The organism is Haloplanus rubicundus, assembly GCF_003342675.1.
Taxonomy (GTDB): domain Archaea; phylum Halobacteriota; class Halobacteria; order Halobacteriales; family Haloferacaceae; genus Haloplanus; species Haloplanus rubicundus.
This window is the reverse complement of record NZ_CP031148.1, coordinates 1,587,770-1,613,916: the sequence shown is the minus strand read 5'-3', so window position 1 is coordinate 1,613,916 and position 26,147 is coordinate 1,587,770. Positions and strand designations below refer to the sequence as shown.

General features: G+C 68.4%; 25 protein-coding genes. 10 read left to right on the top strand and 15 right to left on the bottom strand.

Going from position 1 to position 26,147, the window contains the following annotated elements:
- Nucleotides 1-38: 38 nt before the first annotated feature.
- Nucleotides 39-476: a universal stress protein gene (locus DU484_RS09115; RefSeq protein ID WP_114585758.1), complete on the top strand. Its 438-nt coding sequence runs from the start codon at nt 39-41 to the stop codon at nt 474-476.
- On the opposite strand, the gene DU484_RS09110 is transcribed toward DU484_RS09115, so the two are convergent.
- The 3 genes from DU484_RS09110 to DU484_RS09100 form a co-directional block, all read right to left on the bottom strand.
- Nucleotides 473-1,081, bottom strand: coding sequence for a DUF420 domain-containing protein (locus tag DU484_RS09110; protein WP_114585757.1), 609 nt, complete (start codon nt 1,079-1,081; stop codon nt 473-475). The genes DU484_RS09115 and DU484_RS09110 overlap by 4 nt on opposite strands.
- 70 nt (nt 1,082-1,151) lie before the next feature.
- Nucleotides 1,152-2,201, bottom strand: coding sequence for an NAD(P)-dependent glycerol-1-phosphate dehydrogenase (locus DU484_RS09105; RefSeq protein WP_114585756.1), 1,050 nt, complete (start codon nt 2,199-2,201; stop codon nt 1,152-1,154).
- Between the two features lie 72 nt (nt 2,202-2,273).
- Nucleotides 2,274-4,043 carry a PAS domain S-box protein gene (locus tag DU484_RS09100; RefSeq protein WP_114585755.1) on the bottom strand — a complete coding sequence of 590 codons (1,770 nt, stop codon included), beginning with the start codon at nt 4,041-4,043 and terminating at the stop codon, nt 2,274-2,276.
- Between the two features lie 171 nt (nt 4,044-4,214).
- Between DU484_RS09100 and aroA the strand changes: the two genes are divergently transcribed.
- From aroA to DU484_RS09060, 8 genes are all read left to right on the top strand, one after another.
- On the top strand, nt 4,215-5,507 hold the full coding sequence (aroA, locus tag DU484_RS09095) for a 3-phosphoshikimate 1-carboxyvinyltransferase (protein ID WP_114605754.1): 1,293 nt from the start codon (nt 4,215-4,217) through the stop codon (nt 5,505-5,507).
- On the top strand, nt 5,497-6,654 hold the full coding sequence (gene aroC, locus DU484_RS09090) for a chorismate synthase (protein ID WP_114585753.1): 1,158 nt from the start codon (nt 5,497-5,499) through the stop codon (nt 6,652-6,654). The genes aroA and aroC overlap by 11 nt, the downstream gene beginning before the upstream one ends.
- Nucleotides 6,655-6,799: 145 nt before the next feature.
- Nucleotides 6,800-7,564, top strand: a complete 765-nt coding sequence (locus DU484_RS09085) for a DICT sensory domain-containing protein (RefSeq protein ID WP_114585752.1) — start codon at nt 6,800-6,802, stop codon at nt 7,562-7,564.
- A gap of 230 nt (nt 7,565-7,794) precedes the next feature.
- Nucleotides 7,795-9,681 carry a 2-oxoacid:acceptor oxidoreductase subunit alpha gene (locus DU484_RS09080; protein WP_114605753.1) on the top strand — a complete coding sequence of 629 codons (1,887 nt, stop codon included), beginning with the start codon at nt 7,795-7,797 and terminating at the stop codon, nt 9,679-9,681.
- Between the two features lies 1 nt (nt 9,682).
- Nucleotides 9,683-10,621, top strand: a complete 939-nt coding sequence (locus tag DU484_RS09075) for a thiamine pyrophosphate-dependent enzyme (protein ID WP_114585750.1) — start codon at nt 9,683-9,685, stop codon at nt 10,619-10,621.
- A 50-nt stretch (nt 10,622-10,671) separates the two neighbouring features.
- Complete coding sequence (gene lrpA1 / locus DU484_RS09070; RefSeq protein WP_114585749.1) at nt 10,672-11,100, top strand: HTH-type transcriptional regulator LrpA1; 429 nt, start codon at nt 10,672-10,674, stop codon at nt 11,098-11,100.
- A 36-nt stretch (nt 11,101-11,136) separates the two neighbouring features.
- A complete protein-coding gene (gene dinB, locus DU484_RS09065; RefSeq protein ID WP_114605752.1) occupies nt 11,137-12,393 on the top strand; it encodes a DNA polymerase IV in 1,257 nt (418 codons plus the stop codon).
- A 50-nt stretch (nt 12,394-12,443) separates the two neighbouring features.
- Complete coding sequence (locus tag DU484_RS09060; protein WP_114605751.1) at nt 12,444-14,429, top strand: helicase HerA domain-containing protein; 1,986 nt, start codon at nt 12,444-12,446, stop codon at nt 14,427-14,429.
- A gap of 24 nt (nt 14,430-14,453) precedes the next feature.
- On the opposite strand, the gene tpiA is transcribed toward DU484_RS09060, so the two are convergent.
- The 12 genes from tpiA to DU484_RS09000 all read right to left on the bottom strand — a co-directional run bounded on the left by tpiA (nt 14,454) and on the right by DU484_RS09000 (nt 25,299).
- Entirely contained in the window at nt 14,454-15,098 is a 645-nt protein-coding gene (gene tpiA, locus DU484_RS09055) for a triose-phosphate isomerase (protein WP_114585746.1), read from the bottom strand.
- 36 nt (nt 15,099-15,134) lie between these two features.
- Nucleotides 15,135-16,241: a carbon-nitrogen hydrolase family protein gene (locus tag DU484_RS09050; protein ID WP_114605750.1), complete on the bottom strand. Its 1,107-nt coding sequence runs from the start codon at nt 16,239-16,241 to the stop codon at nt 15,135-15,137.
- A gap of 40 nt (nt 16,242-16,281) precedes the next feature.
- Nucleotides 16,282-16,809 carry a multiprotein bridging factor aMBF1 gene (locus tag DU484_RS09045; RefSeq protein ID WP_114585744.1) on the bottom strand — a complete coding sequence of 176 codons (528 nt, stop codon included), beginning with the start codon at nt 16,807-16,809 and terminating at the stop codon, nt 16,282-16,284.
- A 46-nt stretch (nt 16,810-16,855) separates the two neighbouring features.
- Nucleotides 16,856-17,464, bottom strand: coding sequence for a CDP-alcohol phosphatidyltransferase family protein (locus tag DU484_RS09040; RefSeq protein WP_114587212.1), 609 nt, complete (start codon nt 17,462-17,464; stop codon nt 16,856-16,858).
- Between the two features lie 79 nt (nt 17,465-17,543).
- Nucleotides 17,544-18,053 (bottom strand): adenylate kinase family protein, encoded by a 510-nt coding sequence (locus tag DU484_RS09035; protein ID WP_114585743.1) that lies wholly within the window; start codon nt 18,051-18,053, stop codon nt 17,544-17,546.
- On the bottom strand, nt 18,050-19,132 hold the full coding sequence (gene hisC, locus DU484_RS09030; RefSeq protein WP_114585742.1) for a histidinol-phosphate transaminase: 1,083 nt from the start codon (nt 19,130-19,132) through the stop codon (nt 18,050-18,052). The genes DU484_RS09035 and hisC overlap by 4 nt, the downstream gene beginning before the upstream one ends.
- A 39-nt stretch (nt 19,133-19,171) precedes the next feature.
- Nucleotides 19,172-19,660 carry a phage tail protein gene (locus tag DU484_RS09025; RefSeq protein ID WP_114605749.1) on the bottom strand — a complete coding sequence of 163 codons (489 nt, stop codon included), beginning with the start codon at nt 19,658-19,660 and terminating at the stop codon, nt 19,172-19,174.
- Nucleotides 19,657-20,244: a phage tail protein gene (locus DU484_RS09020; RefSeq protein ID WP_114605748.1), complete on the bottom strand. Its 588-nt coding sequence runs from the start codon at nt 20,242-20,244 to the stop codon at nt 19,657-19,659. The genes DU484_RS09025 and DU484_RS09020 overlap by 4 nt, the downstream gene beginning before the upstream one ends.
- A 215-nt stretch (nt 20,245-20,459) precedes the next feature.
- Complete coding sequence (locus DU484_RS09015; protein WP_114605747.1) at nt 20,460-22,034, bottom strand: TasA family protein; 1,575 nt, start codon at nt 22,032-22,034, stop codon at nt 20,460-20,462.
- A 258-nt stretch (nt 22,035-22,292) separates the two neighbouring features.
- Nucleotides 22,293-23,879: a GMC family oxidoreductase gene (locus DU484_RS09010; RefSeq protein WP_114605746.1), complete on the bottom strand. Its 1,587-nt coding sequence runs from the start codon at nt 23,877-23,879 to the stop codon at nt 22,293-22,295.
- Nucleotides 23,872-24,429 carry a gluconate 2-dehydrogenase subunit 3 family protein gene (locus DU484_RS09005; RefSeq protein WP_114605745.1) on the bottom strand — a complete coding sequence of 186 codons (558 nt, stop codon included), beginning with the start codon at nt 24,427-24,429 and terminating at the stop codon, nt 23,872-23,874. Before DU484_RS09005 ends, DU484_RS09010 begins: the two co-directional genes overlap by 8 nt.
- 138 nt (nt 24,430-24,567) lie before the next feature.
- A complete protein-coding gene (locus tag DU484_RS09000; RefSeq protein ID WP_114605744.1) occupies nt 24,568-25,299 on the bottom strand; it encodes a fumarylacetoacetate hydrolase family protein in 732 nt (243 codons plus the stop codon).
- A 111-nt stretch (nt 25,300-25,410) separates the two neighbouring features.
- On the opposite strand from DU484_RS09000, the gene DU484_RS08995 reads away from it, so the two are divergent.
- Nucleotides 25,411-26,142, top strand: a complete 732-nt coding sequence (locus DU484_RS08995) for a metal-dependent hydrolase (protein ID WP_114605743.1) — start codon at nt 25,411-25,413, stop codon at nt 26,140-26,142.
- Nucleotides 26,143-26,147: the final 5 nt, after the last annotated feature.

The following is a 26,147-nucleotide window of genomic DNA, read 5'->3' as shown; positions in this document are numbered from 1 at the left end:
CCGGGGGATATGAGGGCTGGGCGACCGAATCGGCGGCCATGTACGATCACGTTCTGGTGCCGACCGACGGGAGCGACCCGGCGATGGCGGCCACCGAACACGCACTGGCCATCGCCGAACGGTTCGACGCGACGGTCCACGCCCTGTACGTCGTCGACGTCGACGGTATCGCCCACGAGGCGCCGGGGCTCGGTCTCGACGCCCTCCGCGACGCGCTCCACGAGGAGGGCGAGGCGGCGACGGCGGCCGTGTCGGAGCGGGCGGCCGACCGCGGCGTCGACGTGACCGAGGCGGTGATCGAGGGTCTCGCCGAGGACGCCATCGTCGACTACGCCGAGGGGAACAGCATCGATCTGATCGTGATGGGGACCCACGGCCGACGTGGGGTGGAGCGGTACGTGGTCGGGAGCGTCACGGAGCGGGTCGTTCGGGCGACGGACGTGCCGACGCTGGTGGTTCGGGGGAAGTGGGATTAAACGAAAACAATCGCCGCCTCGACGAACTCCCAGCTGTAGACGTGGTTGAGGAGGAGGTAGGTGACGACGCCGAGCGAGAGCGAGAGGATCCACGCGCCGGCTGCGACCCGTCCGACGCGGGCGTGGGCGGTGTCGCGGAGTTCGGCCGGGGTGTGGGTCACGCCGAGAACGATGGCGTAGAGGACGACGGGGACGGAGACGATAGAGAGGATAATGTGGATGGCGAGCATCGCCAGGTAGGCGTAGTAGACGAGTTGGGGGCCGACGAACTCCTTGGTGCCGCCGCCGCCGATTTTGGTCAGATAGAGGACGAGAAAGACGAGGATGAGACCGAAGGCGGAGGCCATGGCGGTCGCGTGTTTTTTGACCTCGTCGCGGCGGATCCACCGCCAGCCGGCGATCAGCGAGAGGGTGGCGACGGTGTTGACGACGGCGATGGCGTCGGAGAGGCGGTTTACCTGTTCGAGCGAGAGGTCGGGGAAGATCGACCCGGGAACCACTCCGAGGAAGGTGCCGACGACGAGGGTGTAGCCGACGACGGAGAGGACGGCGGTGACGGCGGCGGGGTGGTCCTTGACCGGGCCGCTGGCGCTGGCCGTTGCCATAGCGGGGGGTTGGACCGCACCGGCTTGCCTCTTCCGTTCTGTGAGCGTCGCCACGCGACGCGGTGAGGGTCTAGATCACGCCCGTCACCGTCGCGGCTTCGCGCGCGGCCGCCTCGCTGATGCCGTTGCCGAGGATGGTGTACCGGTCGCGGATGCGGTGGGCGGTCGTCAGCGCCTCGATGACCGTCTCGTCGTCGAAGCCGAGTTCCGCGGCCGTCGTCGGCGCGCCGATGACCGCGAGGGCGTCGCGGATGTTTCGCCACATCCCCTTCTCGCCCTCGTGGAGGTAGGCGACGAGGATGGAGCCGACGCCGACCTGGTGGCCGTGGAGGGCGCGGCCGGGTTCGATGCGGTCCAGCCGATGCGAAAAGAGGTGTTCGGCGCCGCTCGCGGGCCGCGAGGAGCCCGCGATGGACATGGCGACGCCGGAGGAGACGAGCGCCTTCACCACGACCCACGCCGACTCCTCTAGCCCCTGTTTGATCGACTCGGCGTTCTCGACGAGCATCTCGGCGGTCATCCGGGAGAGCGCGCCCGCGTACTCGGAGTACTCGACGTTCTGCAGGCGGTGGGCGAGTTGCCAGTCCTCGACGGCGGTGTAGTTGGAGACGATGTCGGCACAGCCGGCGGTGGTGAGCTCCCACGGCGCGGCCGCGACGACTTCGGTGTCGGCGACGACGGCCAGCGGCGGATCGGCAGCCACGCTGTGGCGGGTGTCGCCCTCGGGGATGGAGGAGCGGCCGCTGACGATGCCGTCGTGACTGGCCGCGGTGGGGACGGAGACGAAGCCGAAGCCGAGGTGGTCGGCCGCCATCTTCGCCGTGTCGATGGGTTTGCCGCCGCCGAGGCCGACGAGATAGGTTGCGCCCTCGCTCTCGGCGGCTTCGACGACGCGCTCGACGGCGTCGAACCCCGCGTGCTCGACGGTGATCGTCGCGGGATCGTTGCCGAGCTGGGCACGGACCCGCTCGCCGACCAGTCGCTCGGGCGACGGACTCGTCACGACCAGCGGCCGACCGACCACCGAGAGGTCGTCGACGACGTCGCCGAGGTCGTCGAGCACGCCGTGGCCCACGACCACGTTCCGCGGGAGTTTGATCCACGTCGACTTCTCGAACATACGCCACCTACTCGACGTGATCCTTTAGTAACTGAGGGTCACGGGGTCGGCGTCGCGACCCGGCGGGGGCGATCACTCCCGCCGGGCCGGAAACGCGAGCGTGACGGTGCTCCCGTCGTCGGATCCGTCGACGGTCATGTCGCCGCCGGAGAGCCGGGTCACCCAGTAGACGAAGAGCAGTCCGAGCCCGGAGCCGTGGTGGAGCTGGTCGATGTCGCGGTCGAAGTCCAAGGTGTCCCGCTCGATGTCGGGGATTCCCGGGCCGTCGTCGACGACGTGGACGACTCCCCGAACACCCTCGTCGTCGACGGCGACCCGAACCGTCGGCGCCTCGTGGTCGGCGTACTCTATGGCGTTCTCGATCAGTTCGTCGAGGGCGGCAGAGAGGTCCGGAATCGCGGCCACGACGACCGGATCGGCGTGCGTGAGATCGATGTCGGCGTCGGGGTAGCGCTCCCGGAGCGCGTCAATGCGCCGTCGGGCGAGTTCGGCGAGATCTATCGACACCGGATCGACCGGCTCGGTCAGTATCTCGACGATCCGACGCTCGCGGTCGGCCTGTTCGAGGAGGTGGTCGGCGTAGCGCTCGATCCGGCGGATGCCCTCGTCGACGTTCCCGATTCGACCCTCACGGACGTTCTCGGCGGTGCCGTGGATGACGTTCACGTCGTTGCGAATGTTGTGGCGGAGCCACTGTTCGAGCGCCTTCAACTGCCGTTTCCGTTCCTTTCGATGCGAGATGTCGCGCCCGATCCCGACCACCTGTGGCCCGTCGTCGCTGCCGTCCAGCCGTCGGCCGCGGAACTCGTACGGGCAGGTGTGGCCGTGTTTGGTGACGAGCGTGGCTTCGATAGTGTCGGAGCCCTCCTCGACGACCGTCCCGATGGAGTCGAGAACCCGCGGCCGGTCCGACTCGGCGAACAGGGTCGTGACGTTCATCGACGCCAGCTCGTCGTCGTAGCCGGTGATGTCGGTCACAGCCTGGTTCCACCGCAGGAGTTCGCCGTCGGCGTCGACGACGTAGAACACGTCCTGTAGCGTATCGAGGGCCTTCTCGATGAACCGCCGTTCGTCCTGGAGGGCACGCTGCACCTCGCGAAGCGGCGTGATGTCGACGACGACGGCCTGACCGATGTCCTTGCCCAGGAACCGACCGACTGCGGTCGAGACCTGTACGTATCGCACCTCGCCGTCGGGCCGTTCGAGTTTCATCTGGGTCGGCCCGGTCGACTCCTTGCGCTCGATGACGTCGGCCAGTTCCCGTCGAGCGAGGGCGTGGTCGTCGGGGTGGACGAACTCGAAGATGGATCGCCCGACGAGTTCGTCCCGGCCGTCCAGTCCGAGGAGGTCGAGGGTGGCGTCGTTACACCAGATGGACTCGCCGGTGTCGTCGAACAGGTTGATCGGAATCGGCGCCATCTCGATGAGGTGGCGATACCGGTGCTGGTGTTCGTCGGAGAACCACGGAGCGTCCCGGTCGAGGGCAGCCTGCAGTCGAGCGAGGATCGTCGACGGATCGGCGTCCGCCGGCACGTAACCGCTCACCCCGGCGGCGACCGCCTCGTCGGTGATCGTCGGCGACGCCGATTCGAGGATCAAGATGAAGGGAAGGCCCGGATGGGAGACCCGGATCGACCGCAACAGACGGACGCCGTCCAGATCGGGAAGGGCGTAGCCGCCGACGACGCCGTCCACCTCGCCCCGCGCCACGAGGCGGAGACACTCGCCGGCCGAATCGACGATCGTCACGTCGAAGTCCCCGTCTCGGAGCGTCTCGGTTAACCTCCCCGCGAGTCGATCCGGGACGGCGACGAGGGCGATTCGCGGTGTCTCCTCGGGCATGGCGACATCGTGACAACGCGTTCCACGCACCTAACGCCTTGGGGGCCGGCGTTCCGAGCGTCGAAAGCGACACGCCAGCGGGGCGCAGTCGACCGGTCCGCGTCGGGGACGGCCGCGACACTCGGGTGCCGCGTTCGGTAGCCTGATACCGCGGCCGCCCGACCGCCAGATATGGACGTGGACATCACCAGATCACGGGTCGGGGGACGGGCGCGCGCGCCGCCGTCGAAGAGCTACACGCACCGGGCGATCCTCGCGGCGGGGTACAGCGACGGCGCCGTCGTCGCCGATCCGCTCGTGAGCGCGGACACGCGGGCGACGATGCGTGCTGTCGAGGCCTTCGGAGGAACCGTCGACCGCACGGACGGCGACCTGGACGTGACTGGCTTCGCCGGCCGGCCGGGCGTCCCCGACGACGTCATCGACTGTGCGAACAGCGGGACGACCACCCGACTCGTCACGGCGTGTGCGGCGCTCGGGGACGGCCTGACGGTACTGACGGGCGACGACTCGCTACGCTCGCGGCCGCAGGGACCCTTGCTCGACGCCGTCGAGCAACTCGGCGGGCGCGCGGAGAGCACGCGGGGCAACGGACAGGCGCCGCTGGTCGTTGGCGGACCGATTGCGGGCGGCACCGTCTCCATCCCCGGCGACGTGTCCTCGCAGTACATCACCGCGCTCCTGATGGTGGGCGCGGTGACCGACGACGGGATCGACATCGACCTCGAAACCGAACTGAAGTCGGCGCCCTACGTCGACATCACGCTCGAAGTGCTGGACGCCTTCGGGATCGAGGCGGCGGAGACGACGACGGGCTACCGGGTGCCGGGCGGGCAGCGATACGAACGGGTCGATCCCTACCCCGTGCCCGGCGACTTCTCGTCGATGTCGTACCTGCTCGCGGCGGGCGCCGTCGCGGGGGCGGAGGGGGGCGTCGTCGTCGAGGGTGCCTACCCCAGCGCGCAGGGCGACAGCGCCATCGTCGACGTGCTGGAACGCATGGGTGCCGATATCTCGTGGGACCGCGAGGCGGGCGAGATCACGGTCCGCCGGAGCGACCTCACGGGCGTCGAGGTTGACGTGGGCGACACGCCGGACCTCCTGCCCACCATCGCGGTCCTCGGCGCCGTCGCGGACGGCGACACCCGGATCGTCAACTGCGAGCACGTCCGGCTGAAGGAGACCGACCGGGTGCGCGCGATGGCGACGGAACTGGAGACACTGGGCGCCGCGGTGACCGAGGAGGAAGACACCCTGACGATCCACGGGGGAGAGAGCGACCTGCGAGGGGCGACGGTGGCGGGCCACGACGACCACCGGATCGTCATGTCGCTCGCCATCGCTGGCCTCGTCGCCGAGGGAACGACTGCCGTCGCTGGCGCGGATCACGTCGACGTCTCCTTCCCGGGGTTCTTCGACGTGCTTTATGACCTCGGGGCCGAACTGGACGAACATGAACGGTAACCGATTCGGTCGTCTGTTTCAGGTGACGACCTACGGCGAGAGCCACGGCGACGCGATGGGCGTCGTCGTCTCGGGCTGTCCGGCCGGACTGGAGCTGTCCGAGGAAGACATCCAGGGCGACCTCGACCGGCGCAAGCCGGGGCAGTCGATGATCACCACCAGTCGGGGCGAACCCGACGAGGTGCGCATCCACAGCGGCGTGCAGGACGGCTACACGACCGGCACGCCGATTGGCATGGTCATCCAGAACAAGGACGCCCGCTCGGGCAAGTACGAACCGTTCATCACCGCGCCCCGCCCCTCCCACGGCGACTTCACGTACTCCGCGAAGTTCGGGACGCGCAACTGGGGCGGCGGCGGGCGCTCCTCGGCTCGCGAGACGGTGAACTGGGTGGCCGCGGGCGCGGTGGCGAAGAAGATTCTGGGCGACCACGGAATCGAACTCAAGGCCCACGTCAACCAGATCGGTGACATCGAAGCGCCCGCGGTGAGCTTCGAGGAGATGCTGGAACACAGCGAGGACAACGAGGTGCGGTGTGGTCACCCCGAGACGGCCGAACGGATGCGCGAGCGGATCGAGCAGTACCAGAAGGAGGGCGACTCCATCGGCGGTTCCGTCGAGTTCGAGGCACGTGGCGTCCCCCGGGGGCTCGGGGCACCGCGGTTCGACTCCGTCTCCGCTCGCCTCGGACAGGCGATGATGTCGGTGCCGGCGGCGACGGCCTTCGAGTTCGGCCTCGGGCGCGAGGCGCGCCGGTACAGGGGGTCGGAGCGCAACGAGGACTGGGAGTTCGACGAGGACGGCGACCCGGTGCCCGTCGGCAACGACCACGGGGGGATTCAGGGCGGCATCACGACCGGCCAGCCGATCCGTGGCGAAGTGACGATCCACGCCCCCACCTCCATCCCGAAGACCCAGACGACCGTCGACTGGGAGACGCGCGAGGAAAAGGAGATTCAGGTCGTCGGGCGCCACGATCCGGTGCTCCCGCCGCGGGGTGTCCCGGTCGTCGAGTCGATGCTCGCCCTGACCATCGTCGACTTCCTGTTGCTGTCGGGACGAGCCAACCCCGACCGGATGGACGGGAAGCCGGGCGAGTACGACACCGACTACCACCCCCGCAGTCCGGAGAACGTCGACGAGTAATACTGTCGGCTGTAGCTGTTTCAAGAGACCAGTCACACCGAGGTGACCGATCTCTTGATTGCCTTACAGCCGACAGTATAGGGCGCTTTCAGCGCTGATAACCGGTCCCTGAGGTATATATCGCCACAGTCCGCCGTTCGGATAGATGGCCGCCGACGCCAGCCCCTCGGATATCACGGAGTTCTTTCAGGCGGCGAGTCGCCACGACGTGTCGCTCGTCACGATCAATCGGACACATCCGGAGCCGGTACAGGAGTTGCTCGCGGACGCGTTCAGTATGCAGTCGGTCGACCTGGTCGAGCGGTCGCTCCCGCAGAACGACGACGACATCGTCGCCCTCCGTAAGGACGGTCAGGTGACGGCCGTCTCGTCGCTCCGCGAACTGATGCGGTCGTTCCTGCTCGTGAACGCCGACCGGTTCAAGACGGGGACCAAGGGCTTCGACAGCGACGTGCCCGACGTGCTCAAAGGGATGGACGAGACGCTGTTCGACCTGCGGGGGTATCCGGCGTCCAACAAGGAGAAGCTCCTGCTCATTCTCGTCTCGCGGCACATCGAACGACGAGCGTACGAGGCGGGAGCGGGGACGCTCCGCTCGACGTTCCAGCGGCTCTCGCGACTCGAAGACGAACTCGGGACGAAGAAGGTGTACGAACGGCTCGCGGGACGGACGGTCGACGTGCACGTCTACGGCGTGCCGGACGGGGTGCCACGGGGCCTCGACGCGACGGTCCACACCGGCACTAGCGACGAGTACCGGAACTCGTGGTGTGTGGTGTTCAAACCGCCGGATGGATCGGGGGCGGCGCTGATCGCCCACCAGCAGGAGCCGAACCGCTGGCGGGGGTTCTGGACGTACGACCGGGAGACGGTGGCGCGGGCGAATCGTTACCTCGACCGGTCGTTCTGAGAGGGGGTATCGTAACTGTCCGGCGAGAATCGCTACAGACGCCCGACAATTCCTCTGAGACGGATCGTCGTCCCCGTCGAAATCGACGGGAACCGCCCACGCGTTCAGGGACCCAGACCCCCGAAATCGGGAGTCTTACATCATTTTTGCTTGGTAACGTATAGCAAAGGCTTTAGTCGAACCGTGGTCAATCGTGTCGATAGTGGCCCCCCGAGGGCCGTGAAGTAAATATGACTGACCACGAGCTCATGTGGCGAATTGCTGGTGGCTCCGGCGACGGTATCGCGTCGACCAGCCAGAACTTCGCCAAGGCCCTGATGCGCGCGGGCCTTCACGTCTTTACGCATCGACACTATCCGTCGCGGATTCGCGGCGGTCACACCTACACCGAGGTACGGGCCGACTCGGAGCCGGTCCGATCCCGCGGCGACGGCTACAACTGCCTGCTCGCGCTCGGCGACTCCTTCGCCCGGAACCCGAAGGAGGGCGCCTACTACGGCGACGAGGAAGTGAAACCGCTGGCGGAGAACCTCGACGAACTCAACGAGGGCGGCGTCATCGTCTACGACACCGGCCTGCTGGACGCCGACGACATCCCGGACTTCGAGGAGCGAGTCGAGGAGAACGACTGGCACGTCTACCCGCTCAACCTCCGCGAAATCGCCCGCGACCACGGGCGTGAGGTCATGCGAAATACGGCGGGCGTCGGCGCGACGGCCGCGTTGCTGGGGATCGACCTCCAGTACTTCGAGGAACTGATGGCCGAGTCGATGCCCGAGGACATCCTCGAACCCAACAAGGAGATCCTCCACTACACCCACGACATGGTGACCGAGGAGTTCGAGTTCACCCACGACCTCCGGGTGCCCGAGGGCACCCACGACGAGGAACAGGTGCTCCTGTCGGGCAGCGACACCATCGCCTACGGCGCCATCGACGAGGGCTGTCGGTTCATCGCCGGCTACCCGATGACGCCGTGGACCGAGGTGTTCACCATCATGTCCCAGGCGCTGCCCGAGGTGGGCGGCATCTCCGAGCAGGTGGAGGACGAAATCGCCGCCGCGGCGCTCGCGCTCGGCGCCTCCCACGCCGGCGTCAAGGCGATGTCCGGCTCCTCAGGTGGCGGGTTCGCGCTCATGTCCGAGCCGCTCGGTCTCGCGGAGATGTCCGAGACGCCCGTCGTCCTCGTCGAGGCGATGCGTGCCGGCCCCTCCACGGGCCTGCCGACCAAGCCCGAACAGGCCGACCTCGAACACGTCCTCTATACGAGTCAGGGCGACTCGAACCGCGTCGTGCTGGCGCCGGGGACGGTCGCCGAGGCGTACGAGCAGTCCCGACTCGCCTTCCAGCTCGCCTACGGCTACAACATCCCCGCCATCCTGCTGTACGACCAGAAGATCGGCGGTGAACTGATGAACGTGCCCGCGAGCCACTTCGACCGCGAGCCCAACCCCGAACTCGGCGCCGTCACGACCGAGGCTGAACTGGAAGAGGCCCCTCACGGTCCCGGCGGGAAGTTCTACCGCTACCGCTACGACGCCGAGGACGGCGTCAGCCCGCGATCCATCCCGGGTCAGAAGGGCGGGCACTTCCTCGTGACCGGCAACGAACACAACCAGGCCGGCCACATCGACGAGGACCCGACCAACCGCGTCACGCAGGTCGAGCGTCGGGCGTCGAAGCTCGACGCCATCCGCGAGTTCCTCGACGACCAGGGCACCCAGACCCACATGGGTCCCGAGGAGGCCGACTACGGCCTGATCACCTTCGGGAGCCAGCAGGGGACCGTCGCGGAGGCGGTCGACCGCCTCAACGACGCCGGCCACTCGGTGAAAGGCATCGGCGTCAGCGACATGATGCCGTACCCGGTCGAGGAGATGACCGAGTTCTTAGAGAGCGTCGACGAGGCGCTGGTGGTCGAGATGAACTCCTCGGGACAGTTCCGCGGCCTCACGCAGAAGGAGCTCGGCCGGTTCGGCGAGAAGCTGTCGAGCCTCCTGAAATACAACGGCGAACCGTTCGAACCCGCCGAAATCGTCGCGGGGTTCGAGGCCAGCATCGAGGGCCAGGACGTGCCCGAACAGCAGACGACCTACGTCCCAGCGGCAGGTGACTAACATGAGTGCATTCTCAGCCATCGGTGAGGAACGGGAGATCGACCGCGAAGAGTTCACGCCCACCCTGGAACCGCAGGCGACGTGGTGTCCGGGCTGTGGCGACTTCGGCGTCCTGAAGGCGCTGAAACAGGCGATGCCGGAGATCGGCCGCAACCCCGACGAGGTGTTGCTGGTCACCGGCATCGGCTGTTCGGGCAAGCTGAACAGCTACTTCGAGTGTTACGGCTACCACTCGATCCACGGTCGGTCGCTCCCCATCGCCCGCGCGGCCAAACTCGCCAACCCCGAACTCGAGGTCATCGCGGCCGGCGGCGACGGCGACGGCTACGGCATCGGCGGGAACCACTTCATGCACACCGCCCGCGAGAACCACGACATGACCTACATCGTCTTCGACAACGAAATCTTCGGCCTGACGAAGGGGCAGACCTCGCCCACGTCGCCGAAGGGTCACAAGTCGAAGACCCAGCCCCACGGGAGCGCCAAGGACCCCATCCGGCCGCTCTCGCTCGCGCTCACGTCCGGCGCCTCCTACGTCGCCCGGACGGCGGCGGTCAACCCCAACCAGGCGAAGGAGATCCTCGTCGAGGCGATGCAACACGACGGCTTCGCTCACGTCGACTTCCTGACCCAGTGTCCGACCTGGAACAAGGACGCCCGCCAGTACGTCCCCTACATCGACATCAACGACTCGGAGGACTACGAGCACGATCCGACGGACAAGGCGGCGGCCCAGGAGATGGCCAGCGAGGCCGAGCGGGGCCTCTACGAGGGCGAGGTCCTGACCGGTCGGTTCTACGTCGACAGCGACCGGCCCTCCTACTCCGAGGAGAAACAGGCCATCGGCGAGATGCCCGAGGAACCGCTCGCGGAGCGGTACTTCGACGACGACTACGAGTGGGAGCGGACCCACGACATGCTGCTCGACCGGCACAAGTAGCGGTTTTCTTCTTCGCAACATATTTTTTCCGTGGACCGAAACGGGTAGGTATGAGTACGCTCGATACGGAACGTCGGATTCTCTCCGTCCTCGAGGAGGACGCACAGGCGTCCTACGGGGAGATCGCCGACCGGGCCGGCGTCTCGAAGCCGACGGTCCGAAAGTACATTCAGCAGATGGAGGAGGAGGGTGTCATCGTCGGCTACACCGCGGAGGTGGACCCGAAGAAACTCTCGGGGCAGTCCATCGCCATCGTCGGCATCGAAGTCGAGAGCGAGCGCTACGTCGAGGTCACCCGCGCGCTGAAGGGGATGGACGCCGTCGAAACCCTCTACACCTCCTCCGGCGACCACATGCTGATGGCGGAAGTCCGGGCACCCGACGGCGACGCCCTCGGCAACGTGATCAACGACGACATCCTCGACATCGACGGCGTGACCGCCACGCACCCCTCCTTCCTGCAGGAGCGCCTCAAATAACGGAATCTTGAGGGCCGTCGGCGCGCTACCCATCCTATGGTCGACGAGGGCGGGACGCTCCCCGGCGCGGACGACGGCGACGACCCCCGCATCGTCTGTCACGTCGATATGGACTGTTTCTACGCCAGTTGCGAGCGGCTTCGGGAGTCCGAACTGCGGGGCGAGCCGGTCGTCGTCGGCATGGGCTACGAATCCGGCGAGCCCCACGGCGCCGTCGCCACCGCGAGCTACGAGGCACGCGCCTACGGAGTGGAGAGCGCCCAGCCCGTCTCGCAGGCGCTGGAGTTGCTGCCCCGAAAGGCGGTCGCCCGCGAGGACCCCACCCTCGACCCCGCGGATGCGGGGCACTACCGGCCGGTCGACCTGGAGTACTACCGCGAGGTGGCGGGGGAGATCAAGGCGATCCTCCACGAGTGTGCGGACCGCGTGCGCGAGGTGAGCGTCGACGAGGCGTACCTCGACGTGACCGAGCGGACGGCGTGGGAGGTGGTGGACGGCCGACCGCTCGCTGAAGGGTACGCCCGCCACGTCAAGGAGCGCATCGCCCGCGAGGTGGGCGTGCCGGCGAGCGTCGGCGTCGCACCCACGATGAGCGCCGCGAAGGTGGCGAGCGACCACGACAAGCCGGACGGCCTCGTGGTCGTGGAGCCGGGCGGGGTGCGCGACTTCTTCGACCCCCTGCCGGTCGAGGCGGTCCACGGCGTCGGCCCGGTGACGGCGCGGAAACTCGGCGAGATGGGCGTCGAGACGGCGGGTGACCTCGCGGCCGCGGACCCCACGGCGATCCGCGAACGGTTCGGCGAGCGCGGGCGGACGCTCTACGACCGGGCGCGCGGAAACGACGACCGGGCGGTGACGCCGACGGGCCGCCCCAAGAGCCTCTCCCGGGAGTCGGCGTTCACGGAAGCGACGGCCGACGCGGGGAGACAGCGCGAGACGGTCGCGGGACTGGCGGCTGACGTGGCCGAACGGGCCGAGGGGAAGGGCGCGCTGTATCGCACCATCGGCATCAAGGCGGTGACCCCGCCGTACGACGTGTACACGCGCGAGCGCTCGCTCCCCGGCCCCGTGGCCGACGCCGATCTGGTCCGGGAGGTGGCCGGCGACCTCCTCGCGGAGTTCGCGGGCGACGAGATCAGAAAACTCGGCGTCCGGGTGTCGAACCTGCAGTTCGGGGCGGCCGAACAGGCGCGACTGGACGGGTGGGACGACGACGAGGCGGTGGAGCCGACGCCCGACCGGTCGACGACGGACGGCCAGTCGTCGCTGACGGACTTCGACGGGCTGGAGTAGGACGCCCGTCTGACGCGGAACTATGGGGAACGGGCGTCTCTCGGAGACCGATGACGGACACGGAGACGGAAACCATCACGGTCGCGGACGTGAGCGACGGTCCCGGCGGCGACGCCGGCGCCGACCCGGGGACGCCGGTCTCGCTCCCGGTCGTGGAACTGCTCACCGGCCGGGGGTTCGTCACGGGGAAGTCGGGGTCGGGGAAGTCCAACACCGCGTCGGTGCTCGTGGAGAACCTGCTGGCGAACAACTTCCCGGTCCTCGTGGTCGACACGGACGGCGAGTACTACGGCCTCAAGGAGGAGTTCGAACTCCTACACGCCGGCGCCGACGACGAGTGTGACATCCAGGTCAGCCCGGAGCACGCGGAGAAAATCGCGTCGCTGGCGCTGGAGGGGAACGTCCCCATCATCCTCGACGTGTCGGGCTACCTCGACGACGACGAAGCGAAGGAGCTCCTGCTGTCGGTCGCCCGCCACCTGTTCGCGAAAGAGAAGAAGCTGAAAAAGCCCTTCCTGATGCTCGTCGAGGAGGTCCACGAGTACATTCCGGAGGGCGGCGGCCTCGACGAGACGGGGAAGATGCTGATCAAGATCGGCAAACGGGGCCGGAAACACGGCCTCGGCATCGTCGGCATCAGCCAGCGTCCCGCCGACGTGAAGAAGGACTTCATCACGCAGTGTGACTGGCTGGTGTGGCACCGTCTGACGTGGAACAACGACACGAACGTCGTGAGTCGGATCATCGACGCCGAACACGCGAGCGCCGTCGAGGACCTCGGCGACGGCGAGGCGTTCCTGATGACCGACTGGAGCGAGTCGGTGCGCCGGGTGCAGTTCCACCGCAAGCGCACCTTCGACGCGGGGGCGACGCCCGGCCTCGACGACTTCGAGCGCCCGGAGCTCAAATCGATCAGCGACGACCTGGTCTCGGATCTCCGCGAGATCAGCGACGAACAGGAGCGCCGTGAGAGCGAACTCGCGGACCTCCGACAGGAGGTGGAGAAGAAAGAACAGCGCATCCGGGAACTGGAGGCGGAACTGGAGGAGGCCCGCGACCTCTCGCGGATGGCCGACCGGTTCGCGCAGGCGATGCTGCAGAAGGCGGAGGCGCCGTACCGCGGCGGCGAGGGTCGCAACCTCGCCCGCGCGGGGACGGTGGTGGACGATCAGGCCGAACTACACGAGTACGAACCCGACGACGAGACGAGCGAGGCGGATCCGGCCGAGGCGACGACGGACGACGCCGACGACCACCCGGCCATCGAGCCGAACGAGTGGCCGACGCCCGGGGCGGTGGGGGGAGGCGACGGCGCCGAGGAGAAGGACGGGGACGCCACCCCCGACGCCTCGAACGCGCAGACTGAAGTGACGTTCGGCGGCGAGGCCGCGGACGAGGAGCCGTCGACGTCGGTCGAGTCGGAGGAGAAGCCGGACGGAACGGCGTCCACGCCCGACGGCCCCGAACCCGGCACGCGCGAGGCGGTCGTCGCCCGGCTTCGGGCCGAAATCGACGGCCTGCCCGACCTCTCGCGGCGGATGCTCGCGCACTACCGCACGGAGGGACCGGCCGACCCGGTCGACGCCCACGTCGCCGCGGGCGGGACGCCGGAGGGGCCGATGGCGTACGGGCGAAATCGACCGCTCCGAACGGCCGGCTTCGTCGAACACGTCGAGGAGGACCAGTATCGGTACGCGCTGCCGGATCGGGTGGCCGAGGCGTTCGACGGCCACCTCGACGGCGACGCACTCGACGAGGCGGTCCGGGACGTGGAGCGGGCGTTCGTCGACGGGGAGACGCTTGCGGCCGAAGCGACGGACGTGCGCGCGGCCGACGAACGCGACGAGGTGGAAGTCGTCGACGACGACGTGGTCGGCGACGACGGCTTCGTCGACGAGGACGCGGTGCTGGTCGAGGAGAGCGGCGGCGCGCCGGCGTCGGCGGACGACGCGACGCGCCAGCAGATGTCGTCGGGGAGCGAGAGCGGGAGCGGGAGCGACGATCCGACCTCGCGGACCGACGCGGAAATCCTCTAGACGCCCGAGAGGGGCGTCGCTATCCTACACCCCGGAGACGAGGTCTTCCAGTGCCGCCCGCGGATCGTCCGCCTTGGCGACGCCGCTCGCGAGGAGGACGCCCGCGGCGCCGAGGTCGGCGGCCGCGGCGAGGTCGTCGCCGGTCGAGACGCCGGCGCCACAGTAGACGTCCACCTCGGGGTCGACGGCGCCCGCAGCGGCGACGGCACCCTCCACGATATCGGGGTCGGCGGTGCTGACCGACACGTCGCCGCCGATGAGCGCCGGGGGTTCGACCGCGACGGCGTCGGGACCGAGCGCGGCCGCCGCCGCGACCTGATCGGGGTTGTTGGCACAGACGACCGTCTCCAGGTCGGTGCGCTCCGCGGCGTCGAGGGCGCCGTCGACGTCCGCGAGTGTCAGGCGATGCTCGGAGTGGTTGCAAAGCGTGCCCGTCGCGCCCGCGTCGGCGACGGCCTCGGCGAGGGTGTGGCCGGTGTGGCTGCCGTGAGCGATCGGATCGACGTGTTGGGCCCACGTCTCGACGCCCGTCTCGGCGACGGCGTCGAGGTGGGCGGCCTGCGGCGCGACGGCGATTCGGACGCCGCTCGCCTCGGCCACGTCGCGGGCCGCCGTGGCGACGGCGACCGGATCACAGGGGTACGCCTTCAGGTTGACGAGAACGAACATGCTGTGGAACGCGTGGGGTGAGGTGAAAAAACGTGGCTATCCCTCCTCGATGGCCTCCGCGACGGCTTCGACCGTCTCCACGTCCACGTCGTACTCCTCGGCGAGCGACTGGGCGGCGGCGGGCGAGAGGGGCGGCCGGTCACCCCCGCCGTGGTGGTCGTGGATCGGGTCGAGACGCCCGTCGCTCACCTCCAGATTCACCGCGTCCCAGCGGGCGTAGTGGCCCATCGCGTCGAAGTACGCCTTGGTGGCGCGACGCTCGGAGCGGTCGAACTCGGCGGTCAGAAGCGTCTCTTCGCCTATCGCCGGCCCGGCTTTCACGATGCCGGCGGGGTTGACGAGCATGCTGCCCCCGTTGCCGACCCCGAAGCCGATTTCGCCCTCCTCGAAGCCGTCGGGGACGCCCTCGCTCATGTAGGCCGAACAGGAGACGACGAAGGACTGCGTCTCGAAGGCGTACTCGCGGACGGCGGGGTAGATGTCGCAGGTGTCGCGGGCCTCGGCGGAGGTGGCGCGGGTCTTGTCGCCGGGGTGGCCGTGTTGCTCCCAGAAGCCCGGCCAGACGGCGGCGTGAATCTCCTCGCCCTGCGCACAGAGCGCTGCCTTCGAGAGCGTCATGTGGTTCTCGTAGCAGACGAGGCCGCCGAGACGGCCCACGTCGGTGTCGTGGACGGCGAGGTGTTCGGGGTCGCCCCGACCCCAGATGGCGCGTTCGTCGTGGGTGGGCATGAGTTTCCGGTGGCGACGCACCAGGTCGCCGGAGCGGTCGAAAAAGAACAGCGAGTTGTAGAGCGTCCCGCTGCCCGGTCGGTCGTCCACCTCGTTGGTGCCGAGGACGAGATGCAGGTCGGCGTCGGCGACGGCCTCGCCGATGGTCGAGACGGCGTCGTCGTCGACGTGGAGGCTGTTGTCCGCGAGGTCGACCATCAGATCGGTCCAGCGGGCGATGGAGGTGCTCCGTCGCCAGTAGGGGTAGCCGGGGAAGTACGTCTCGGGGAAGACGAGGACGTCGACGCCCCGGTCGCCGGCGCGTTCGATCCACCGGCAGGTCTTGTCGAGGGTGGCCTCGGCGTCGTGATAGACCGGTTCGATCTGTGCGGCACCGAGCGTGAACGACTCGGCGGCGTCGCGGTCGCGTGACATGGCCACGGGTTGACGGGCGACCGCTATAATCGTACGCCTGCTAGTCCTTGCGCTTCACCACGTCACCGAGGGTGGTCGTCGTCGACGACCCGCCGGACCACTCGGCGTCCTCGTCGCCGGCGCCCTCGGAGAGGGAGATGTCGAGTTTGCGCTCCAGTTTCGTCTGGACCTCGTCGCTCGGGAGCACGTCGCCACGTTCGAGTTTGCGGATGAGGCTCGCCTTCTCGTTGAGTTCGTTCGCGAGTTCCTCCTGACTCAGGCCGCGATCCTCGCGGGCCGAGCGGATGCGGTCGTCGTAGTCGGTGGCGACCTCCTCCATGTCGTCGAACATGTCGCGGCGGCGGCGGGAGCCACCGGACGACGAGCCGCCCGACGTGGACGACGAGGACGACGAGGACGACGAGGACGAGGACGAAGTGGAGTACTTCGTCGAGGACGAACTGCTCGACTCCGTCCGGACCTCGGTGCCGAAGTCGGTACAGCTGTCACAGAGTTCGAGTTCGGCCCCCTCGACTTTCGTCGTCGTGAGCGACGAACTCTCCGCACCGCACATTTCACACTGGGGCATACTCCTCCGTAGCGGACGCCGGGGGATAAAAGGTGCGCCCGGGGGGTCAGGACAGATCGGACCACGCGCCCCAGAACCGCTGGAGCGCGGTGAAGTGGCCGATGACGGCGAAGAATGCGAGCAGGTAGCCGACGACCGAGAGGGAGAGCGGGCCGATCGGTCCCCCCACGACGGCGGCGACGACGGCGCCGAGGCCGATGAGGGCGAGGCGGTCCGCGCGGCCGACGAGGCCGCCGTACTCCCGGCCGAGGCCGACGGCCTGAATCTGCGTGCCCAGATAGGAGGTCATCAGGACGCCGGTGACCGCGAGGAGACCGAGGTCGTAGCGCGCGACGCCGGCCGCGAGGCCGACGACGAGGACGATGTCGGCGTACCGATCCAGCACGTGATCCAGCAGGTCGCCGCCGCGGGAGTCGACGTTCTGGGTGCGCGCGAGGGCGCCGTCCAGCAGGTCTAGCCACCCGTTCGCGAGGACACAGAGCGCGCCGACGACGTAGCCGACGGGCGTGGCGAGGGAGAAGCCGACGGCGGCGGCGACGGCGAACCCGAACGCGAGGACGCTGATCCCGTCGGGGGTGAGGCCGATCCGGTCGGCCGCCGCGACCATCGGATCGAGGACGAGTTCGGCCAGCGGACGGAGACGATCCAGGGTCATGATGATCGTTGTGACCGTTTGCTGGTGGTTCGCCGGCACGGTACGGCGAACAATTGGTGATGACTTTCGACGAACATTATCACAGATGGTCCGTGAAATCCACGTCGCCGGCGCTCGGGTCGCGGTCGCCGGCGATCACGGCCTCGATGTCGGCGGCCACGTCGGCCGGCGGCCGGTCGGTGGTGTCGATTTCGTAGACGTTGTCGAGGCCGTGACGGTCGACGGCCTCGGAGAGGATCACGTCGAGCGCCTCGCTCTCGGCGTTCTCGGCCGCCTTGGCCTCGTCGGCACCGCGCTCCCGGAGGCGGGATTCGAGTACGTCCGGCCGGCACCGGAGGACGACAACTCGGTCGGCGTCGAGGTGGTGGGCGAGGTGGGACTCGACGACGCCCGACCAGTCGCCGAGCGCCTCCCGGACGGCGTCGAGATCGGCGACGAGGGAGTCACGGCCCTCGTCGCGTTCGGACCAGAGGCCGGCCTCGCGGATCAGATCGTTGAGGTGGATCACCGGGCCGTCGAGCAGGGTGGTGACCGTCGTCTTGCCGGTGCCGGGCGTCCCGGTGACGGCGACCCGACGGTCGTCGCTCACACCCGCACCTCCGCGAGGGCGTCGTTGATCGTCTCGACGGCACGGGGCGTACTCTCGCGGGTGCCACAGGAGACGCGGATACACTCGGGGAGGCCGAAACTGGAGCAGTCGCGGACGATGACGCCCCGACGCTTCGTGGCCTCGGCGACGGCGGCGGCGTCGCCGACTTCGGCGAGGACGAAGTTGCCGCCGCTCTCCCACGTCGGTGCGTCGAGGTGCTCGCGGAGGTAGGCACGCGCCCAGCGCGCCGTCTCGACGGTGCGTTCGAGGTGGTCGTCGTCGTCGAGGGCGGCGAGGGCGGCCCGACACCCGACTTCGCTGGCGGCGAAGGGCGTGTTGACGCGGGCGTAGGCGTCCGCCCACGACGCGGGGACGACGCCGTAGCCGACGCGCAGGCCCGCGAGACCGTACGCCTTCGAGAACGTCCGCAGGACCGCGAGGTTGTCGTAGGAATCGAGGAGGTCGATGGCGGAGGGCGCGTCGGTGTACTCCGCGTACGCCTCGTCGACGACGAGGAGGGTGTCCTCGTCGACGGACTCGGCCAACTCGACGACCGCCTCGCGGGAGAACTCGGCGCCGGTCGGGTTGTGCGGCGACGTGAGATACACCATCCGCTCGCCGTCGTAGGCGTCGAGCACCGTCGCGGGCGTCTGGGCGAAGTCGTCGGCTTTTGCCAACTCGTAGGTCGCCACCTCGCCGTGGTGGTAGCGGGCGCTCATCCGGTAGTACGAGAAGCCGGGTTCGGGGACGAGAATCCGGTCGCCGGGGTCGAGGAAGGCCCGCGAGAGGTAGTCGATGGCGCCGTCGGCGCCGGGGGTCACCCACACCTGTTCGGGCGCGCAGTCCCAGCGGTCGGCGAGTTTGTCGCCGAGGTCGGTGTGGGAGGCCTTGGGGTAGACGCCGACCCGCGGCGCCGTCTCGCGGATGGCCTCGACGGCCGCCGGACTCGGGCCGTGAGGGTTCTCGTTCGACGAGAGTTTCGTGAGGTCGTCGGGGTCCATCCCGAGTTCGCGGGCCACCTCCTCGGCGCCGCGGCCGGGGACGTACGGCGAGAGATCCGAAAGGTCCCGTGGTTGCATGGTCGGAGGATGCGGACGCCGACGCTTAAGCGTGTTCGATCAGTCACCGCCGGTGATGGCGTCGAGGCCCTCGTGAACCAGTTCGAGCGTCTCCGTCGCCGCGGCGGGACGGTCGGCGGCGAGTTCCGGCCCCGTCCACCGGGCGGGCGTCGCGTCGCGACAGCGCCAGCCACGCGCTCGCTCGCCCGCGGCGTCGAGCAGGTACACCCGCACGTCGCGTTTCTCGACCCGCCCGTCCACCCAGTCGCGGAGCCAGTCCCAGAGCCGTCGGTCGTCGGTGATCCCCCGCCGGAGCGTGAGCGGTGGCGAGGCGGGTCGGCGGCGAGGAACGGACGGCACGCGGCCGATGGCGCCGAATCGGTCGCGCCAGTCCAGCCAGTCCGCGTCTCTCGCGTCGTCCCCGGCCTCCTCGCCCGGCCGCGCCTGGACCCGAATCGACAGCCCGCGCACCTCGGTGAAACCGAGCGGCGGGCGGTCGTCCCCGATGTCGACGTCGAACCGGTGGCGGCGGTAGGGGTCGTCGCTCATCCCTCATCGGGACTTTTCCGGGTCAGGTTCGGCCGCTCGTCGGGCCGGTACCGGCGGGTGAGGTCCGTCAGCCCCTCGCTCGGCTTCCGCGGCGTCGGGGGGCCGTGTTCGGCACGCTCGCCCGCACCGTCGGTTTCCGATCCCGTGTCGACGCGGCGGAGCCCCTCGCAGACGATTTCGAGCGTCTCGATGGCGACGGCGGAGCGCCCGGCGTCGAGCGTCGGCGCCGCGTATCGCCGGGGCCACGCATTTCGGAGTTCCCACCGCGCGGCCGGGGCCCCTTCCTCGTCGAGGAGGACGACGGCGATGGAGCGGCGCGCCTCGTCGACCTTTCCCTGCTCGACGAGCCGTCGCCACTCGTACAGTTCGATGGCATCGGTCGTGACGCCGTAGCGCAGTTCGAGCGAGCCGTACTCGTTCAGGCCGGCGAGTTTCCGCGGCGTCGGCGGATCGTTGCCCTCGCGGTACTCGACGACAGCCGTCGAGGAGTCGGGAATCCGACACCGGGTGAACCCCGCCTTCGCCACCCCGTCGATTTCGAGGAGGAAGCGAGCCACCCGGAACGGGCCGTGTCGGTCAGGCATCGTCGCCTCGCGAGGGGAGCGCCACGTGTGTATGCGTTGTTACCATACACCACGGACGAACGTCTCCGGGGCCCTTGAAGCTATGCGGGGCCGGTGGTCGTCGCTCACGACGGTGGGAGAATCGGCTACCGATGACGTGGTCGTCGCACTCGTCGGCGACCACGTGGTCGTGGTAGCGAAAAGCAGAGGAGGGACCCGCAGACGCGTCTCGGCCGTCAGATGGTGTAGGTGGTGTCGTAGGAACTCCCGCCGTTGCGGTCGATCAGGTTGCCACCGTCGTTGTCCGCGTTGGGATCGACGAGTTCGGGCACGCCGTCGTCGTCGTCGTCGTTCACCCAGGTGTTGTTCCGGAGTTTGAGCGCGCCGCCGCTGAGGTTGTCGACCGGGTGGTGGAACTCGTTGTCGTACACCTCGTGGTCGTTCCCCGGGGTGTTCGATCCGCCGACGAAGATGGCCGGCTGGCCCCAGGTACCGACGATGTTCTGGAAGAGGTTGTTCAGGATAGTGAAGTTCCGCGGACCGGTTCCGTTGCTGTCCTCGACGAGGGTGACGCCACGGGGTTTCTCGGTCCCGTTGACCCCCGAGTCGGTGACCGGTTCGGCACTGGTCGGACTCTCGTTACTACCACCAGCGGCGCCGATATTGGTGAACTCGTTGTGGACGACGCTGGCGTTCAGGACGTTCCCGTTCAGCGCGACGCCTTTCGCCTTGGAGTCGTTGTCCGAGTCCGAGAGGTCGGTCCCGCCGGTGGTCTTGATGTCGTCGAACACGTTGTTCTCGACGATCACGTCGTTGACTTCGCCGCCCGCATTCGGCCCCTGTACGCTGGTGACGACGACGCCCGTCGCCCGGACGGCGCCGTCGGCGTTGTCGGACGTACTGAACCGTCCGATGTCACAGTTGCGGACCGTGAGCCCGTCAGAGACGGCCTGTGCCCGGACGGCGTACTTCTCGCTGTTCGGAGAATTGTTGCCGTCGAACGAGATGTCGAATCCGTCCACAGTGACACCGGAAACGCCCGCGACTTCGATGGCACGATTGGTCGCCGGAGCCGACGTCCTGATCTGGGCACCGAGCGGATTCTTCGAGGCGAGTGTCAGATTCGCCTTGTCGATGGATACCCCTTCGTTGTACGTCCCGTCCCTGACGAGGATCACGCCCCCGTCGGGCACGTCGTCGACCGCTTCCTGAATCGTCGAGACGTTGGCGCCGCTGCTGCCGACGACGAGGTCGGCGAAGGCCTCCTGTTGCTGGTTCAACTGGATCGTGATGTCCCCTATCGCCTCGAGGTTCTGGACATCGTTGCCGGCGCCTCCCGGCAGCGACCAGTCGATGGTGAGATTCTTCGTCTGACCGCCGTCGAGCGGGACGTCGGCGTTGGACCACTCGCCCTCCCCGTCGAAGACGGTGTCGAAGGTCCCGCGCCGAATCTCGGTCCCGCCGATGGAGACGGTGACTTCGAGAATCTCGGTCAGGTCGTTCCGGTTGTCGGGCGTCCCGAACACCAAGCTGAGGTACCCGTTCAACGACCCGACGTTGTTGAGGCTGAGCGACTGGCTACCGCTCTGCCCGGGGCCGACGGGGCCGACGTTGATCGTCGTGGTCGGCGAGTCGTTGCCATTTGTTCTGAGGTCGATGTCCCCCGTCTGAATCGTGTTGTCTTCGGTCTGTACGTCGTCGCTGAAGTACGCTGCCGTGCCGGCACCTGCCGATGCCCCGATAGCACCGACGAGCGCCGCGCCGGCGAGCGCGCGCCGTCGTGTGACGTTCAAAATGTTGTCGTCTGTCATCGTAGCAGTCTCGATCCGAATCGATTGGTTGACGCTCCCCCACGCGCCGAGATGTGGTTGCCCTCTATCGAAATGCGGTGGGAGCGACGCGCTACAACCTATTAGATAACCATTTATTATTAGAAATCCAAGGTGTTTGAGAGAAGCGGCGTCGCTCTTCGAGGCGCCCCTCGATCATCCCGGTGGGGGGCCGTAATTGTTAGATTCTTAACTAGTTATTAACGCCCGGTACGAGGGAAGGGAGGGCGCGGAGGCGAGTTACAGCCACTCGTCGAGGCGGTCGGCCAGCCGACAGCTCAGGGCGGCGATGGTGAGCGTCGGGTTCATCGCGCCGCCGGTGGGGAAGACGCTGCTGCCGGCGATCCAGAGGTTCTCGCAGTCGTGGGCGCGGCAGTCGGGGTCGACGACGCTCGATTCGGAGTCGGTGCCCATCCGGGTCGTGCCCATGTGGTGGTACGCAGGGCCGGTCGCGTCGGGGCCGACGACCCAGTCTATCTCGGCGCCGAGTTCCGTCAGGATCGACCGCTGGACCTCGTTGGCGCGCTCGATGGCGCGGCGCGTCTCCGAACCGATCGACCACTGCACGTCGGGCACGGGATTACCGTGGTCGTCCGTGGTCGAGCGGTCGAGGGTGATGCGGTTCTCGGCGCGAGGGAACTGCTCGACGAGGCCGCCGACGGCGAGGTGGGTACCGTAGGACTCCCGCAGGGAGTCGAGCAGGGAGTCACCCCAGTCGTCGGCGTGGAGCGCGTCGATGACGGGGGAGGGACCGGCGTAGTTGAGAAACTCCAGTTTCACCCCAGGTAAGGGGTCCACTCCGTCGTAGAGGGCGTGACACTCGGTGGTGTTGAAGCCGACGTGGTTCTGTCGGGTCGGGCGGTCGATCCGGCCGCCGACGCCGGCGAAGCAGTGATCCATGAAGTAGCGGCCGACCGCCCCGGAGGAGTTGGCGAGGCCGTCGGGGTGAGCCCCGGACGCGGAGAGCAAGAGGAGGCGAACGTTCTCGACGCCGCCACAGGCGAGCACGACGGCGTCGGCGTCCTGCCGGTGTTCCTCACCGTCGGGCGTCGCGTAGACGGCGGCGTCGATCCGTTTCCCGGTATCGTCGTGGACGAGTCGCTGGACGGGCGCCCGGTCGACGACGCGGGCACCCGCCGCCTCCGCCCGGGCGACGTGACGCTCCGCGGTGTATTTCGCGCCGGACGGACAGACGGGTTTGCAGGTGCCGTAGCCGACACAGGCCGAGGCGCCGTCCGCCGGTTCGGAGTTGCGGGCGTTCGGCACGGAGTGGGTTGGGAGGCCGAGCGATTCGCAGGCCTCGGCGAAGATGGCGTCGCTGTGAGAGGGCGGGAAGGCGGGGAGGGGGAACGGCTCCTCGCGGGGCGGGGCGAAGGGGTTGTCGTCGGCGCCGGCGACGCTCAACTCCCGTTCGGCCTCGGCGTAGTACGGACGTAGGTCGGCGTAGTCGACCGGCCAGTCGACGCCGACGCCGTGGCGACTGTGGAGTTCGAAGTCGCGTTCGTGGAGACGCATCACCATGCCCTGCCAGTGGAGCGTCGACCCGCCGACGCCTTTCACGCGCGCGGCGTTCAGGGGGTAGCCCCTCGGCCCGCTGGATGTGTAGGCGTCGCGCTCGCCGCCCATGCCCCACAGCCCCTCCAGACCGGGGCGGATGTGCGCGTCGAGTTGGTCGGTCCGGTCGTCCAGGTCGAACCGCGGGCCGGCGTCGAGGACGACTACGTCGTAACCTGCTTCGGCGAGGCGGGCGGCGACGATGGCGCCCGCGGGGCCGGCGCCGACGATACAGACGTCGGCGTCGGGGTCGGGCGAGCGATCCTCAGCCATCCTCTTCCTCCATGGAGGCGCGCTGGTAGCTCTCGGTGCCGCCGGGGTAGGCGATGGGGTTCTCGATGCCGACCAGTCGGCCGCCGGTCGGCGAGGCGTAGAAGGCATAGAGGAGTTCGTTCACGAGGTGGAACCGAATCCGCTCGGAGAGGTAGCCGTCGGCGTCGGGGTCGGCCACGTCGACCCCGAGGTCACGGAGAAGGTCGTCGCGGGTCGAGCGGTCGAGGTCGGCGGGGGGGGCGTCGAACCAGTCCCGGGCCGTCGCGTCGAGGTCGGCGGCGACGGCGAGAACCTCGTCCCGGCGGTCGTCGGGGAGGCCGGCGACGTACGTCTCGACGAAGGTGTCGACGCCCTCGGCGGCGGAGGGGTAGACCGTCTCCGCGACGGCGACGAGGGTCGCGAGACCGTCGTCGGGGACGGGAGTGGCGTCGGGTGCCGCGGGGTCGGTACCCGTGGCCTCGTCCCCGTCGTCGAGGAACGCCGTCCCGGCGACGCCGGCGACTCCCGTCGCGGCCAGCGCCGCCAGCGCATCCCGTCGGCTCAGGTCCATCAGCCACGGATTAGGTGGGCCTAAATTTATGGCTTGTCCTCTCGGGTCGCGGTGAGCGGGCGGTCGGCCCAGGGGTAATCTCGCACCTCTATCGGTACCCGTCGAACAGCCACGACGAGAATCGACGACGAGTGCCGATCAGTCCTGTTCGACGGTGAACGCGAGGGTCTCGACGCCCTCGACGTCCACCTCGACCTCGTCGCCGTCTTCGAGGCCGCCGACGCCGGAGGGGGTGCCCGTCGAGATGACGTCGCCGGGTTCGAGGGTCATGTACGTGGAGATTTCCTCGATCAGTTCGGGGACGGAGAAAATGAGCTGTGTGATGTCTGAGGACTGCTTCTCTTCGCCGTTGACGCGGAGGCTGATCGCGGCGTCGTCGGGGAGGTGGTCGGGGTCGGCGACGACCGGCCCCATCGGGGCGCCGCCGTCGAAGGCCTTGCCGCGGACCCAGTTCTGTTCCTGTCGCTGGTCGTCGCGGTTCGAGAGGTCACAGACGACGGTGTAGCCGGCGATCACGTCCTCGGCGTCGGCGGCGTCGACGTTCCGGCACTGCTCGCCGACGACGACGCCGAGTTCGGCCTCCCAGTCGACCTGCTCTTTCCCCGCGGGGAGGGTGATCGTGTCGCCGTGGGCGGCCACGGTGTTGGGGGGCTTGAGGAAGAGCATGGGGCGGTCGGGGATGTCCATACCCGTCTCATCGGCGTGGTCGGCGTAGTTGAGGCCGATGCAGACGATTTTCGACGGGTCGCACGGAGCGAGGACGTCCACCTCGTCGAGGTCGTAGGTGGAATCGGCGAAGCTGACGGCGTCGCCGTGCCACTCGCCGGTCCGAACCATGCCTGCGGGATCGCGGAATCTGACGCGTCGCATGCGGGTTGCGTTATCCGCGGGCGAAATAAGCCTTCCTCGTTGGAGCGGGTGCCCGCCCGGCGACGATCCCTAAAGATTGATGTTGGCATGCGGACAACTCCAGAACGAACCATGGAACTCACCTGGCACGGCCACTCCACGTGGCACGTTTCGGTCGACGACACCTCCCTGTTGATCGATCCGTTCTTCGACAACCCGTTCACGTCGGTCGATCCGGCCGACCTTTCCCCCGATTACGTCCTCCTGACCCACGGGCACGCCGACCACGTCGGCGACGTGGGCGCGTTCACGGACGCGACGATCGTGGGCACACCGGAACTGGTCGGCTGGGTGGCCGACGAACACGGGGGCGACGACACCGTCGGCATGAACCTCGGTGGCACCGTCGAGTGTGGGTCGGCGTACGTGACGATGCACCGTGCGGACCACACCAACGGCATCGGCACCGACTACGAGTACAGCGCGGGGATGCCCGCGGGCTACGTCATCGGCGATACGGTTCCCACTCAGGAAGGCGACGAGGACGCCTTCGCGTTCTACCACGCCGGCGACACCGGCCTGATGAGCGAGATGCGCGACGTGATCGGGCCGTTCCTCGAACCCGACGCCGCGGCGCTCCCGGTCGGCGACCACTTCACGATGGGGCCGGCACAGGCCGCCATCGCGGCCGACTGGCTGGACGTGGATCACGTCTTCCCGATGCATTACGACACCTTCCCACCCATCGAGATCGACGTCGGAGACGTCGAGCGCGAGGTGGCGGCGACCGGCTCCGACGCCGAGGTGCACGTCCTCGACGGTGACGGGAGCTTCGCGTTCGAGCGGCCGTACGCCGAGGAGTAATACTG